This is a genomic window from Chryseobacterium sp., from assembly GCF_019236175.1.
GTDB lineage: Bacteria > Bacteroidota > Bacteroidia > Flavobacteriales > Weeksellaceae > Chryseobacterium.
This window is the reverse complement of sequence record NZ_JAFAJM010000019.1, coordinates 339,715-356,101: the sequence shown is the minus strand read 5'-3', so window position 1 is coordinate 356,101 and position 16,387 is coordinate 339,715. Positions and strand designations below refer to the sequence as shown.

Annotated in this window: 9 protein-coding genes; 7 read left to right on the top strand and 2 right to left on the bottom strand. The window is 38.1% G+C overall.

Features of this window, described 5'->3' with window-relative positions:
- Positions 1-14: 14 nt before the first annotated feature.
- The 7 genes from JO178_RS17790 to JO178_RS17760 all read left to right on the top strand — a co-directional run bounded on the left by JO178_RS17790 (position 15) and on the right by JO178_RS17760 (position 14,777).
- Positions 15-1,556 carry a TlpA disulfide reductase family protein gene (locus JO178_RS17790; protein ID WP_291938665.1) on the top strand — a complete coding sequence of 514 codons (1,542 nt, stop codon included), beginning with the start codon at positions 15-17 and terminating at the stop codon, positions 1,554-1,556.
- Positions 1,557-1,664: 108 nt separating this feature from the next.
- Entirely contained in the window at positions 1,665-3,071 is a 1,407-nt protein-coding gene (rlmD, locus tag JO178_RS17785) for a 23S rRNA (uracil(1939)-C(5))-methyltransferase RlmD (protein ID WP_291938663.1), read from the top strand.
- A gap of 74 nt (positions 3,072-3,145) precedes the next feature.
- Entirely contained in the window at positions 3,146-3,622 is a 477-nt protein-coding gene (locus JO178_RS17780) for a DUF6452 family protein (RefSeq protein WP_291938661.1), read from the top strand.
- Complete coding sequence (locus JO178_RS17775; protein ID WP_291938659.1) at positions 3,588-4,262, top strand: DUF6048 family protein; 675 nt, start codon at positions 3,588-3,590, stop codon at positions 4,260-4,262. The genes JO178_RS17780 and JO178_RS17775 overlap by 35 nt, the downstream gene beginning before the upstream one ends.
- A gap of 163 nt (positions 4,263-4,425) precedes the next feature.
- Positions 4,426-6,438 (top strand): M43 family zinc metalloprotease, encoded by a 2,013-nt coding sequence (locus JO178_RS17770; RefSeq protein WP_291938658.1) that lies wholly within the window; start codon positions 4,426-4,428, stop codon positions 6,436-6,438.
- Positions 6,439-6,740: 302 nt separating this feature from the next.
- On the top strand, positions 6,741-9,785 hold the full coding sequence (locus tag JO178_RS17765; RefSeq protein WP_291938655.1) for a reprolysin-like metallopeptidase: 3,045 nt from the start codon (positions 6,741-6,743) through the stop codon (positions 9,783-9,785).
- Between the two features lie 354 nt (positions 9,786-10,139).
- The gene (locus tag JO178_RS17760) at positions 10,140-14,777 is read left to right on the top strand and encodes a GEVED domain-containing protein (protein ID WP_291938654.1); all 4,638 of its coding nucleotides are present in this window, start codon (positions 10,140-10,142) and stop codon (positions 14,775-14,777) included.
- A gap of 106 nt (positions 14,778-14,883) precedes the next feature.
- Here the strand turns inward: JO178_RS17760 and coaE are convergent, their stop codons facing one another.
- Together coaE and JO178_RS17750 are read right to left on the bottom strand one after the other, a co-directional pair.
- Positions 14,884-15,507, bottom strand: a complete 624-nt coding sequence (coaE, locus tag JO178_RS17755) for a dephospho-CoA kinase (protein ID WP_291938652.1) — start codon at positions 15,505-15,507, stop codon at positions 14,884-14,886.
- Between the two features lie 9 nt (positions 15,508-15,516).
- Positions 15,517-16,383: an MBL fold metallo-hydrolase gene (locus JO178_RS17750; RefSeq protein ID WP_291938650.1), complete on the bottom strand. Its 867-nt coding sequence runs from the start codon at positions 16,381-16,383 to the stop codon at positions 15,517-15,519.
- Positions 16,384-16,387 lie beyond the last annotated feature (4 nt).

The window sequence follows — 16,387 nt, the reverse complement described above, 5'->3', positions numbered from 1 at the left end:
TATTAAAAATTGAAATGAAAAAATATCTTTTATTGTTTATCATCGCGATTTTCGTGATGTCTTGTTCAAAAAAAGTAGAAGTAAAAGGAAAAATTACTGGAAGTTCACCATTGGAAAGAATTGAGTTTGTAGAAGCTTCAGGAGTGGGAACTTTGCCTTTAATTAATATAGGTTTAGATAAAGACGGTAATTTTTCAGGTAGCTTTGAAGCTCCTAAAGATGGAATGTATGTTATTAATTATGCCAACAGACAAAACCTGATCTATCTTGAAAGAGGACAAAATATAAATATTTCCGGAAACGGAATGACTTTTCCTAACGAATATGTGATTACAGGAGATGCTAAAAAGAATAATGATTTCCTTCAGGGAACTCAGAAGTTTTTAGGAGAATACGGGAATAAAGTTAACTTAAATCAGTTAATGGCTTCAGATGAAGCTACTTTCCTAAAAGGAATCCATAAAGTGGAAGCGGATATCAATAAAAATGTTGATGATCTTGCTGCAAAAAATAATCCTAGTAAAGCACTTTTAGATTGGAAGAAGAACGATGTAAAAGTAACGATCCTGAATTTACTGGCAAATTACGAAATGTCTCACGGTCCAATGTCCGGAAACCCATCATATAAAACATCTAAAGCTTTCAAAGATTATGAAGTGAAGCTAGAAGATGATAAAGAGGCAATGGTAAAAACAATTCCGCTTTACAGACAATATTTACTTGTAAAAATGACTCCTGATTTCCAAAAGTATGCGGAAGCAAACAGCAAAGGAAAAACAGATATTACAACTTCAGAATTGTTTGCACAGTATTTAAAGACTAAAAAAGATCTTTCTCAAACAGCAAAAGATTATCTTTTAGCATTTGTAATGGCTCAGGCGGATATTCACCCAACGACTCCGGCCAATAGAATTGATAAAATCAAGAAAATTATTGATACAGATATTAAAGATGCTACCATTAAAAGTGATCTGCTTAAAATGCAGGTAGCTATTACGGGGCTTAAAATCGGTGAAGTAGCTCCTGAGGCTGCGCTGGTAAAGCAGGATGGTAAGGCTTATAAACTTTCTGAAAATAAAGGAAAACCTTATATGTTATTTTTCTATGCATCTTGGAATCCTTATATCGGGGAAGCTACTGTGCCTGTATTGAAAGAAGTGATTAATTTTTATAAATCTAAAATGAACTTTGTGTTTGTCAATGTAGATGATACCAAAGATCAGTTTGTAAAAACGAGCAACTCTTTATTAAAAGGTATTCAGGGAATGAATGTATACGGAGAAGGGGGGATGGAATCCGATATTGCTAAAAAATATGGCGTGTATGGATTTAAATTGCCTTGTTTTGTTATCGTTGATAAAGACGGTAAAATTGCCAGCAGATCTTTTGTGAATCTTGGGGAACAGGAACTGGTAACAATTCTGGATAAAGTGACAGGGCTTTCAGCTCCGAAAGTTGATCCGAATATGCAAATGCAACAAGGATTACAAATGGATCCTTCCGCACAACAACAGGCTCCTCAACAGGCAAATCCACAGCCTGCGCCCACAAAATAATAAACTTTAACATAGTTGAAAACCTTATCTTCGGATAAGGTTTTTTTTTATTGTACTTTTGCAGGATGGAACTGAGAGGTTTCATATAGAAAAAATAGAATTTGTGGAATGAGAAAGAAGAAAAATATTATTCTTGAAAATATTAAACTATTAACGGCCGGAGCAAAAGGTGTAGCTATTGGTAAAACAGAAGACGGTAAAACAGTATTGGTTTCCGGTGCTATCCCCGGCGATGTGGTGAATGTAAAAGTAAAAAAAGCCAAATCCAAATATTTTGAAGGAGAAGCTACAGATGTACTGGAAAAATCTCCTTACAGAACAGAGCCCAAGTGTATCCACTTCGGAACCTGCGGGGGATGCAAGTGGCAGAATATGAGCTATGAAAAACAGCTGGATTTTAAGCAGGAAGAAGTTTATAACAATATCAAAAGAATTGGAGGAATTGATGATTTTGAAACCGTATCAATCCTGGGCTCTGAAGAACAGTATTTTTATAGAAATAAAATGGAGTTCTCTTTCTCTAATGCAAGATGGCTTACACAATATGAAATAAGCTCTGAGGAAAACTTTGGAAGCAGGGATGCGTTAGGATTTCATATTCCCGGAATGTGGAGTAAAATTCTTGATCTTAAAGAATGTTTCCTTCAGGAAGATCCTTCTAATGCAATAAGGCTCGCTGTAAAAGACTATGGTGTGAAAAACGGATTAGACTTCTTTGATGTCAGAAATCAGGAAGGTTTCCTGAGAACTTTAATGATGAGACAAAACTCTAAAGGAGAGTGGATGGTCTTATTCCAGCTATACAGAGAAGAAAAGGAAAACCGGGAAAAACTTTTTGAATTCCTGCTTGAAAAATTCCCTCAGATCAAAACATTGGTATACGCTATTAATCCAAAACAAAATGATTCTATTTATGATTTGGATATTAATATTTATTTCGGAGAAGGATATCTGATGGAGGAAATGGACGGACTGTATTTTAAAATCGGGCCGAAATCATTCTTTCAGACTAATTATAAACAAGCTTTAGAGCTCTATAGAAAAACGTTGGAGTTTGCTGATTTAAAAGGAGATGAAGTTGTTTATGACCTTTATACCGGAACAGGCACTATCGCACAATATGTAGCAAGGAATGCAAAGCAGGTAATAGGAATAGAATCTGTACAGGAAGCAATTGATGCCGCTATTGAGCATGCTGCTTTAAACGGATTGACCAACTGTACTTTCTATTGCGGTGATATGAAGGATATTTTTAATGATGAATTCTTAGCAAATCATCCTAAAGCTGATGTTCTGATAACAGATCCTCCAAGAGACGGAATGCATCAGAAAGTGGTAGAACAGATCTTGAAGCTTTCTCCTGAAAAAGTAGTGTATGTAAGCTGTAACTCGGCTACGCAGGCAAGAGATCTGGCGTTGATGAAAGAACATTATACCCTGGTGAAAATCTTACCGGTAGATATGTTCCCGCAGACTCACCATGTTGAGAATATCGCATTGCTTGTTAAAAAATAAAATTTATTTAAATTTGAATTTCAAATCTTAATATGAAACGTCAGTCCCATCTGATTACAAATAAAAATATACGGATGAAATACTTTAAACTTCTCATCATGTTCTGCTTCCTGGGTGTGCTATTTTCCTGTGGCGGAGATGATGATATCTGTGAAAGCGGAGAAGGAACACCAAGGATGAGAGTGGCATTCAGATCAGATGCATCGGGGAAAGCAATGACTCTGGATTCTTTGTATGTATCTGTAGATTACGGTGCCGGAAAAATTCCGTTTGGCTGGGTGACAAAAGTAGACAACAGCCTTATTCCGTTACGGGTGGATGACTCCCCTTATACGGATGTGTATTTTAAAGTATCCACTAAAGGAACAGAATCTAAGGTAAGAGTGAGTTATACTACTAAAACAGCTTATGTTTCTCCAGGATGTGGTATTAAAAAATCTTATGAGAATTTAACTTCAGAATTAATAACGCCGAATCCTGTTAAAGGGCTGGATGCCGGACAAAACCAAATAGAGAATGAAGACAAGATTAATCTTTACCTTCTTTTTTAGTATCATAGGAGTGCTCACCTTTGCACAACAGGATAAGCAGGGTAAAAAAGAAGAGAAAAAAAAGGATCATTGGAAATATGAACCGAACTTTATGGTTGGTCTTGATGTCCTTAATACGGGGGCAGCTTTTTTTTCAGACAGAAAATTGTATCAGGGATTTATTTCATCAAAGATCAATGGCAATGTACATGCTATTGCTGAAGCAGGTTTTGAGAAAAATGTGTATCAGAAAAATGGATACGATGCAAAAGTAAACGGCCCTTTCGTTAAATTAGGAGGCTTTTATATGCTGGCAAAAGATCCTGAAAATGAATTCAATGGATTTTATGTGGGAGGTAAAGTGGCCGGATCATTTTATAAGCAGGAATATATGGCAATTCCGGTACGTGGTTTTGGGGGAAGTAATTCTTCGGTAGCTTTTCCTTCATCATCACAGTCTTCTTTCTGGTTGGAAGGAACTATCGGAGGAAGAGTGCAGCTATTTGATTCCAATTTTTATATTGATGTTAATATGCAGCCACGTTATCTGGTGTATACTTCTAAACAGGAGAATATTGCTCCTATGATCGTTCCCGGATTTGGTAAAAGCTCATCCAAATTCAATATGGGCTTTGCATGGAATATAGCATACAAATTTTAAAAAAATCTATTTAATAATAATGGGGTTTATCCCATATCATACCGTACCGGCATTTATGTCGGTATTTTTTGTTTTATTGATATTTATGTTTTTTTATGGATCAATACCTGTAAAATATGTTAAAAAAATATATATTTGCGGGATTAATTAATAATATCATAAAATGAAGAGAAAAATTACTTTTAGATTTTCTTTCTTATTTCTTTTGATAAGTTTTTGCTCTGTGTATGCACAAAAGGATACTCAGGATAAAATTGTTTTTGGAAAGAAATATACGCTGGAAGAATTAAGAAAGACAAACGGATTTATTAGATGCGCATCATCGGAATATGAAAATATGCTGCAGCAAAAGGATCCGAAAAGAATGACTGATGCCGAATTTGAAGCATGGATTGCTCCTTTGATTGCCAATGCAAAAAGCAATCAGAGATCACAAAACGGCGGCGTGATTACCATACCTGTTGTAGTGCATGTTATTCATAGCGGGCAGGCTTTGGGAGTAGCACCTAACATTACCAATGCTCAGGTTCAGTCGCAAATTACAGTGATGAACAATGATTACAGAAAGGCAGCCGGCACCCCGGGATTTAATACGAATCCTGTAGGAGCTGATACTATGATTCAGTTTGCATTGGCAAAAGTAGACCCGAACGGTAATCCTACTGACGGGATAGATCGTGTAAATCTTTGTCAGACGGCCTGGGCTACCTCTGCTATTGACAGCTATGTGAAACCTCTTACAATATGGGATCCTACGAAATATATGAATATGTGGAGCGTGAGATTCTCGGATGGTCAGCTGCTTGGCTATGCTCAGTTTCCTTCCAATTCAAATTTACAGGGATTAGATCCCAATGGAGGATATGCTGATACCGACGGGGTAGTTGCTAATTATTCTACATTTGGAAGCAGTGCTTATAATGATGGTACTTTCCTGCTGAATGCTCCTTACGATCGTGGAAGAACAATGACTCACGAAGTCGGACACTTTTTAGGATTAAGACATATTTGGGGAGATTCTGTTTGTGGTGATGACTATTGCGCGGATACCCCGGTTCACAGAGCATCCAATGGAGGATGTCCTTCCCATCCCAAACCAAATAGCTGTAATACCGCAGATGAAATGTTTGAGAACTATATGGATTATACCAATGATTTATGTATGAATATTTTCACCGTGAATCAAAAAGATAGAATTACCGTGGTAATGAGTAATTCTCCAAGAAGAATGGAGCTGGTAACTTCTACGGCGGATCTGGCTATTCCGTTATTTGCTAACGATGCGGAATTGAAAGCGGAAAGAAATTGTAGTCAGAATGCATGTACAGATTCTCAGCCTGCAATAAACGCACAGTTTTCGTTATATAACAGAGGAACTAGCCCGCTTACGGCTGCCGTAATTACTTATTCTGTAAACGGCGGTGCATCGCAGACGATCAACTGGTCAGGTAATCTTACTCAGGATAAATATGTAATCATTACTATTCCTTCAGGTGTTTCAACAGGTTCTGTTTCTGCTCAGATTACTTCTGTAAATGGAACTTCAGATCAAAGAGCGGGAAATAACTCTTCTGTTGCGGTACTTGGAAATATAGTACCTGTGACTAATACTAATTTTACATTTGAATTACAACAGGATTATTACGGATCAGAAACTACATGGAATTTGAAAAACAGCGCAGGTACAATACTATACAGTGGAGGTCCTTATGTGGATACAGACCCTGATTTCCCGGCGTTGCTGACGCAAAACTGGGTGCTTCCGCAAAATGACTGTTATACATTCACGATTAATGACAGTGAAAGTGATGGTATTTATGAGTATGATGGGTATTACAGAATTTTAAATTCTTCAGGAGTAGTGGTTGTTGCAGGAAATGATTTTACAGCTTCTCAGCAAAGAGTGTTCAAAGTAACAGGAGCATTAAGTACCAAAGAGAATATAAAAGAAAAAACGGCGATAGGTATATATCCAAATCCGGTAAACGATATCTTAAATATTACTAAAGCATCTCCTAAAGCAACTTTTGAAATTTATAATGCAGTAGGGCAGATTGTAAAAAAAGGATCGATTGATAATAATAAGGTAAATGTGGTTGAGTTATTAAAAGGAAACTATATTATCACAATAAATGATAATAATATTTCTGAAAACTTTAAATTCATTAAAAAATAAGATTATTTTACATAACGAAAAATCCCCGGCATAAGCCGGGGATTTTGTTTTTATACTCAGAATGTGTTGGTATTTAATTATTTGAGTTATATGGTGTGAAAGCTTTAATGATGGGTGTTTTTAGGTGTTAATTGTGTTTTTGTTTTTCAATGATTGTTCTTTATTTTATTCATGTTTGTGGTGTGTTTTTCTCTGTTATTTAACATATTTTTTAAATTGTTTTAAAAAATTTATTCTTTTGTGCATTTTATTGTTAATGTTTTTATAGTTTTGTGAAATGTGAATTTAAAAAAAAATAATTTATGAGAAGACTACTTACTACTTTGATGTGTACGTTAGTAGGAGGGGCCGCTTTTGGACAATGGACACCCGCCACTGCTAAGGTATACAGCAAGAAAAAAACAGTGGATATGAGGGCCACTAGCATGGAATCGCATTTCAAACTGAATATAGATTTACTAAGATCTCAATTGAAAGGAGCGCAGGAAATGGGCTCCAATGCTAGACCGGTTGTTATTTCTATACCTACTTTAAGTGGAAAAATCGAAAGATTTAATGTGTACAGTTTCCCTGTAGTTGTAAAAGAATTGGCAGATCAATATGAGCTTGGTTCTTATATCGGAACTTCAGTTGATGACCCGACAAGACAGATCAGATTCTCTGTAGCACCAAATGATTTCCAATCAATGTTGTTTAGCGGAGGGGATTATGAATTTATTGATCCCGTAGATAAAGCTAACGGTTTGTACTCTGTACACCCTAAAACGAACAAAACAGCAGGAGGAAATAAACCTTTTGAATGTGCTACAACAGAAGATCCTGCTGCCGTAAGAGATATGCAGGAAATGTACAATACTGCAAGAAATTTTTCTCACAATTCAGGAACATTTAACAGAAGCTCAGATAAAAAATACCGTACAATGAGATTAGTAGTCTCTACTACGGGTGAGTATACTCAGAAATTTGGCGGAACAACTGCCGGTGCATTAACGCAGATTAATGCAACAATGACAAGAGTAAACGGTGTTTTTGAAAAAGATTTTGCACTACACTTAAACTTACAGAATTATCCGGGAGTAATCTACTTAAACGGAGCTACCGATCCTTATTCTGATCCTAGTGTAGGAACAGCATCTGCTAACGCAAGTAATGCAAATGGATGGAATATTCAGCTTCAGAGAACTTTAAGTGTAAACGTAGGAAGTGCTAACTACGACATCGGTCACTTATTCGGAGATTCCGGAGGTGGTGGAAACGCTGGTTGTATTGGTTGTATTTGTATTGATCCTTCCACTTCACCTACACCGGCTACTTCACTTTCTAAACAAAAAGGTTCCGGATTTACTTCTCCTGCTGATGGTAACCCTTCCGGAGATAGCTATGATATAGACTATGTTGCCCATGAAATGGGACACCAGCTTGGAGCTAACCATACTTTCTCACATGGTATTGAGCCTTACAACATGAATGTTGAACCAGGTTCAGGTTCTACAATTATGGGATATGCAGGGATCACAGGAGCTGCTACAGATGTACAGGCACATTCTGATCCTTACTTCCACAAAGTAAGTATCGGACAGGTTCAAACCAACCTGATTGCCAAAACTTGTGATGTTGAAACTTCTGTTAACAATAGTGCCCCTATAATCGGAGCTCTTTCTAATTACGCGATTCCTAAAAAAACAGCGTTTGTATTAACGGCCAATGTAACGGATCCTGAAAATGATCCGATGACTTATACATGGGAAGAAGTTGACAGCCCTACTTATGATCCTGTTAACGGATCTGTTACGATTAACAAAACGAACCTGGGAACAACTACGGTAGGAGCATCATTCAGATCTGTTTTACCAACGACAAGCCCTACAAGATATTTCCCTAAGTTTTCTTCAGTGCTTGCCGGCGTTTTGGATAATTCATTGAATACCTGGGAGTCTACTTCACAGGTAGCAAGAACCTCCAATTTTGCCATTACGGTAAGAGATAATAATCCTGATGTAACGCAACAGCAGACCAATACGGCACAGCAGACTATTACAGTAGGAAATGACGGGCCGTTCCAGCTTACTCAGGGATACCTGTTTACCAATGCTGCTTCAAATTTAACTTGGGATGTTGCGAATACTACTGCAGCCCCTTATAGCGTTGCTAATGTTAAAATTGACTATTCTTCAGATAACGGAACTACATGGACTGTTCTTTCAGCTTCAACACCTAACGACGGTTCTGAATCTTATACAATGCCTGCAGCATTGAACGGGCAAACTGTTGTGATGAGAATTTCTGCCGTTGGAAACGTTTTCTATGCTGTTAAAAAAGTATATGTATCTGCTCAGGTAGCTTGTGGAAGTGTACCGGTAGGGCTTCTTGCAGATAATATCACGATATCAGGAGCTACTGTTAACTGGGCGCCTGTAAGCGGAGCTTCTTCATATGCTTTACGATATAGACTATCAGGTAATACTACATGGATTCAGGCAACTGCATCAGGTAATTCTTATGCATTAGCAGGATTGTCAGATTGTAAGTCTTATGAAGTACAGGTGGCAGCAGTTTGTGGTGGAACTACAGGAACTTATTCTCCATCACTTACATTCTCAACAACTTGTGTTACTTACTGTACAGCATCTGGTACAAACCCGGTATATAACTATATTTCTAATGTTACTTTAGGAACTCTTAATAATACCACTGGTGCTACAAGTTATAGTAACTTTACAGCCAATACAGCGCTACAGCCAACACTGATTGCTAATAACACATATACAGTAAGCGTATCTCCTACTATTACAATCGCCGGAGCAGCGTATAACGGTCTTGTAGCCTGGATAGATTTTAACAAAAACGGAGTATTTGAAGATTCAGAATTGGTTCTTGATGTACCGGTAACATCATTCCCGGTAGGAGCAACTCCTAAAACAAATACATTTGTAGTACCATCTACAGCAGTTCTGGGAAGCCCGTTGAGAATGAGAGTATTATTAATGTATGCCGGAGCATCTAACGCAGGAGTTTATTTACCAAGTGATTATGCTTGTGGAGATTTCCCTAACGGAGAAGTTGAAGATTACAACGTGCTTATAACAAATAACCTTGCAACTTCTGAAACAGGTATTAAAAACGACGGTATTCAGATCTATCCAAACCCTGCAAGTGATGTTATCAACGTAACTAAAGTTTCAGATAAGGCAGCTTATAAAATTTACAGTGCTGCCGGTCAGTTGATAGACAGTGGAAATATCAGCAATGGAAAAATTAACGTTTCATCTTTAATTAAAGGTGCATATGTAATTACAGTTGATGAAAAAGGCGCTGAACAGTTCAGATCTAAGTTTATCAAAAAATAATATAAATGCTTATAATGTTAAATCCTCAGGTTTTCCTGGGGATTTTTCATTTTAAATCATATAATGTATTATTGTGAAATTTTTTCAAAAAAACATTTTAACAGATGTATAATAATGAAAAAATTATTAGATTTGTGTAATTATTAAAATATTAGCCTATGAATTGAAAATTACTTATTTACTACAGATTGTCTGTAAAAGGGAATGTTTTTAAGAAAAACATTGAACATCCGAAATAGGAAACTCCTATTATTCTTTTACTATCGTTATCACTATTAAATTTTAAAAAATATGAGTGTACTTTTACTCTGTAACATGAGCAGGCCCCGGCGGGCGCTCATAACACTGCTTTGTATGGTCTTCGGACTATTCTTACAAGCGCAAACCGTTACAATTGGTACCGGAACCAGTACTCAAAGATACCCTTTGGGTAATTATTATGGGTTCGAAAGATCGGCATCACTGTATACGGCAACGGAACTAAGTGCTCCAACAGGAGGAAGCGTTCTTTCTGTAGCGTGGAATGCTACAACAGCTTCGTCAACGACTGTTCCGGTAAAAATTTACTTAAAGTCTGTACCAAGTACAACAACAACACTTTCCTCACAAAACTGGGCTGCCTCTACCGCAGGAGCCACTCTGGTATATGACGGAAACATAACCAGCCTAGCTACAGGCTGGAATACTTTTACATTACAAAATCCTTTTTATTATAATGGAACGGATAATTTGACTGTATTGGTTGAAACAAGTTACGGAGGTTCCGGAACAGGTACAACAGGTGGAGCTGGTATTACTTATTCTACAGCTACATCCAGACATATGTATATTCAGGGAGATTCTACAGCACCTACCGGAACAGGTACGGTGGTTTCAACCAGACCAAATCTTCAGATTACATATGGCCCTGCACCTGCATGTATTCCTCCGGGAGCTTTAAGCTTGGGAACTGTAACAGCTACAAATGCTGTTATCAACTGGACGGCATCATCACCAGCACCTGCCGGAGGTTATGATGTGTATTACAGTACGACCAATACTGCTCCAACAGCGGCAACAGTACCTCTACAAACAGTTACAGGCCCTACTGCAACTATTTCTCCGTTATTACCAAATACAACCTATTATGTATGGGTAAGAGCAAAATGTAGTGGAACCAGCCAGAGCTGGTGGGTGGGAGCAATTTCTTTGCTGACTCCTCCTACATGTCCGCCTATGCCTACAGGAGGTTCAATTACTATTGGAACTGTAACGCCAACAAGTGCTGTAGTAAACTGGACAGCCTATTCATACACACCAGCTGGTGGTTATGATGTGTATTATAGTACCACCAATACTGCTCCAACAGCGGCAACAGTTCCTTCACAAACTGTTACAACCGGAACTTCAACAACTCTTTCTCCGTTGTTGCCCAATACCACCTATTATGTTTGGGTAAGAGCAAGATGTAGTGCTACAGATCAAAGTTCATGGACTGGTTCAACATCGTTGTATACAGGATACTGCATACCTACAGGAGGTAGCAGTTCAACATCATACTACCTGACTAGTATTAAAACAACAGGTGGTATTTCGAACCTTAACTATACAGCCAATTCTTATCAGGCTTACGTAAATAGTACTGCCACACCATTCTCTGCAATACCAGGAACAACAGTAAATATGAATTTAGCTGTAGGTACCAGTACTTACTATTATTATGTATGGGTTGACTGGAATAATGATATGAACTTTAACGGAGCAGGAGAAACTATTTTAGCTACACCTAGCTATGTAACTGCTGCATCCGCTAATATTGTTATCCCTTCAGGACAAGCTCCTGGAAATTACAGAGTAAGAGTAGCAACCTCTTATATTGGAACGCTGAATTCTTGCGGACCGGCTTCGTATGGTAATTATGTTGATTTTAATCTGAATGTTATTGCTTTACAGCCTTGTAGTGCTTCACCTCCAAATAATATCACGGTTACAAGTATTACAGCGAGTACTGCACTTGTAAGCTGGATTCCTGCTACAGGAGCTTCTTATGTGGTAAGATATAAAAAACTTACTGACCCGACCTGGACTACATTGCCTGTAACAGCTGTGCTGGCTAGTAATGTAACGCTTAGTAACCTGACTGATGCAACTCAGTACGAAGTTCAGGTAGCAACAGTATGTAGCGGTACCCAGGGAGCATTCTCTGCAAGCACAAACTTTACAACACTCGCTCTTGGTTATTGTGACCCGAGTCCTGTGAATACCACTTCGGATGGTTATATCAATAAGGTCGTGGTAACACCTACCAACGCACCGCTTATGGTAAGTGATTCCGGATATGATGTATATAAAGATTATACTACAGATCCTACAAGATCAATTATCTTGGTAAGAGGTTCTGCAGGAAATAAAATATCTGTTAATAAATACTGGCCAGGTTCTACTTCTTCTTATGGAGTGGTTGCGTGGATCGATTACAATAGAAACGGAATCTTTGAACCAAGTGAAAAAGTATTAGATACAGCAAGTAATACAACGACTCCTGTAACGAATACCTTTACTTTAGTAGGACAGCCTGTGTATACGGGAGCTCAGCCAACACGTATGCGTGTAGCGATGAAGCAATATGCTGTTCCTGAACCTTGTGGTAGTTTTGGACAATTTGATTACGGGGAAGTAGAAGATTATTCTGTGAGATTTATTGATCAGCAGCCATGTACCACTGCTCCTCCAACGAATATTACCGTTTCAAATCTTACGGCTACAAGCGCAACGTTCTCTTGGGTAGCAACTACAGGGGCAACTTATAACCTGAGATACAGAAAGATAAATCCTGCCGGAGCATATACGACGGTAAACGGTATTACAGGAAATTCATATACAATTCCTAATACCGCTCAGTTAACTGAACAGACTCAGTACGAAGTGCAGGTACAGACCATATGTAGTGGCAGTACCGGGGCATTCTCTACAGCAGTACCATTTACAACACCACCATTATCTTACTGCCAGATGACAGGTAGCGGAGCTAACGATCACATCTCAAATGTAACAGTTACTTCTTCTAACCCTGGTGTTCCGGTGATGAGTAATACTTCAGTACAAACGAATTATATTGCTTATACAAGTGCTCAGACGTTGGTTACTTTAGATATCGGATCTAATAATAACAAGATCTCTGTAGCTAAAGGATGGACAGGTGCTACGAATAATGATGCTGTAGCAGTATGGATTGACTTTGACAGAGACGGGCAGTTTACCGATGCAGAAAGGATTCTTAATACACCTGCTAATACAACAACTCCAGTTACAGGTACATTCTCTGTTCCGGCAACTGCTTATACAGGTCCTTTGACCACTACCATGAGAGTGGTATTAAAACGTACAAGTGCTCCGGTAATGTGTCAGAATGCAGTCAACGGAGAAGTAGAAGATTATAGAGTACAGTTGAGACCATGTAGTACAGCTACGCCAACCTTAACTACTATGGTCCCTACTTATAACTCAGTTACCATCAACTGGACAGGAATGACAAATAACGTAAGTTACGTCGTAAGATACAGAGTACAAAATACAACGACATGGACTGAGGTTTATGCTTCTGCACTTCTTGGAAATGTTCCGCTTGTTGTAAACGGATTAACTCCTGCCACAACATATGAAGTTCAGGTAGCTGCCCTTTGTGGTGATACAATAGGTAATGCGACTCCGATAAAAACATTTACAACGAGATGTGATCCTACTCCTCCGAATGTGGCCATCAGTAATATTACTCCTACCACAGCTTTAGTGACGTGGTCGCCACTCGCTGCAAGCTCTACTTATATTATGAGATACAGAGTATACGGATCCGGAGCAACAGGATGGGTTACCGTTAATTTACCTGCCCCACCTGCCAATACCTATGTGTTGGGTACTACAACTCCGTTGCTTCCATATACTACTTATGAAGTACAGATCGCTAACCAATGCGTAGGAGAATCTACGCCGAATCCTTATTCTAATCCAAAAGTATTTACTACGGAAAGAATTTGTGAGATTCCGCCTCCGGGATTAACGATTACACAGTTGTTGCCAACAAAAGCTGAAGTGAAATGGGATCCTTTCCCTGGAGCAACTTATATTCTAAGATATAGAAAAGTAGGTATTCCAAGCTGGACAGAAGTTCCAACACCAGTTAATAACGTAGTATTAACAGGATTAACAGAACTTACAAAATACGAAATGCAGGTGGCTAATATCTGTAGCGGCGGACCTGGTAATTTTACACCGCTGTATTACTTTACAACACCTACGGTAATGTATTGTAAGATGGGATCAGAAAATGCAGCTGGAGAGCATATCGCCAAAGTTACTGTGAAGCCGAACGGAAAACCTGTGATGGAAAATGCATCTGGTGCTTCCAGCTATACGGATTATACCGGTGTTCCAGCCAAGTTTATAGAAATGATCCAGGGGTCTGCAGACAATGAAATCATCATTGAAAAGAAATGGACAGGAACTAACTATAACGAAGGAATTGCAGTTTGGATTGACTTCAACAGAAACGGAGAATTTGATATTAACGAGAGAGTATTTACTTCACCTCCTAATACCACAACTCCTGTATCCGGTAAATTCAGTGTTCCTGCAGACGCATTTGTAAGCATGACAGATTACAAATATGTAGTAATGAGAGTTGCTATGTCAAGAGACGGAATTCCTGTAAGTTGTGTTAACTTTAAAAACGGTGAAGTTGAAGACTATACAGTAAGAATCACTAAGCCGGCAGTTTCCAACCCTCTGAACCAGACTGATATTCTGATCTATCCTAACCCGGTAAGTACAGTATTGTATGTGAAAAATATAAGCAAAAAAGCGAAATATAAAATATACAATGCAGCCGGACAGTTGATCGCAGATGGTATTCTGTTGAATAATCAAATCAACGTAAGCAAGTTAATTAACGGTGTTTATGTAATCGATATTGATGACAATGGAAATTCAGCGCAGAAGAAATTTGTTAAAGAATAATAATTAAATTTCAATAGAATAAGCCTCCGGAAACGGAGGCTTATTTTTTTATCAATATGGAGGCTTATTAAAAAACTCGTTAGGAAATCTTCCTAACGAGTTTTGTTTATTCAATACTAAAGATGACCTGTTCCGTCTGTTCTTTTAAATCTTCCAGATTTGTATTGTTATAGATAATATAATCCGCTATTTTAATCTTATCTTTTTCAGACATCTGTTTTTCCATAATAGCTTCTACCTGACGATACGTTTTATGATCTCTGTCCATAACCCTTTTAATTCTGATATTGTCTTCAGCAGTCACCAGAAGGGATTTATAACATTGTCTGTTGAGTTTTAGCTCAAATAATAATGCTGTTTCTTTAAAGATCAGATATTTGGTTTGCTTTTTGACCCAGCTTTCAAAATCAAGGCGTACAGCAGGGTGAATGATTTCATTAAGTTTTTGAAGCAGTTCCTTATTGCTGAAAACTTTATCTGCGACAAATTTTCGGTCATATAATCCGTTTTGATCATAAGACTCATCTCCTAAAAGTTCTTTAATTCTGACCTTTACACCATCATGATCATTAACAATGGTCTTGGCTCTGTCATCAGAATAATAAACTGGAAATCCAAATTCTTCAATAAAGCGGGCCACTGTGGTTTTCCCTGAGCCTATTCCTCCGGTTAACCCGATAATCTTGGGTTCCGGTTCAATAGATTGTGTTTCTGAATGTAATTCTTCCATGATTAAAAATTAATATCCGAAAACATCATTAAAACTAAACGTTTCATCAAGTCTTACTCCTTTTTCGGTCATCTTAAGACTTGCCAGTTCGTTATGAGCATCATGTTCAAAGAATAACAGGTATTCATTATCTACACATTGTTTTAGGAATTTACCTTTTTCTTCTAATGTTAGGAGAGGTCTTGTATCATATCCCATTACGTAGACCTGATTAATATGCCCTGCTGTAGGAATAAGATCCGCAGCGAAGACTACTGTTTTTTCCTGATACTGAATGACCGGTAACATTTGTTTTTCCGTATGTCCGTCTACAAAGATAACATCCATTTTAAGATCCGGAGCAAAGCCATAATTTCCTGTGGTAGGAAGGGGCAGAAAATTCAGCTGACCACTTTCCTGCATCGGGATGATATTTTCCTTCAGAAAACTGGCTTTTTCTCTTGCATTAGGCTCTGTAGCCCACTGCCAGTGGTTTTCATTAGTCCAGAAATGTGCATTTTTAAAAGCAGGTCTGTATCCCGTTTTATCGTCATTCCATTCAATAGCCCCGCCACAGTGGTCAAAATGAAGGTGCGTAAGGAATACATCGGTAATATCTTCTCTTACGAAACCGTATTTCTTTAAATTTTTATCCAGACTGTCATCTCCCCAAAGAGCGTAGTGTCCGAAGAATTTATCATCTTGTTTATTACCCAGACCACAGTCTACAAGGATTAATTTTTTGCCATCCTCAATAAGAAGGGAGCGGGTTCCGAGTTCAATCAGGTTTTTTTCGTCTGCCGGATTTGTTTTTTCCCACAGACTCTTTGGGACGACTCCGAACATGGCACCGCCGTCCAGTTTAAATTTTCCACATTGTATTGGATATAGCTTCATATGT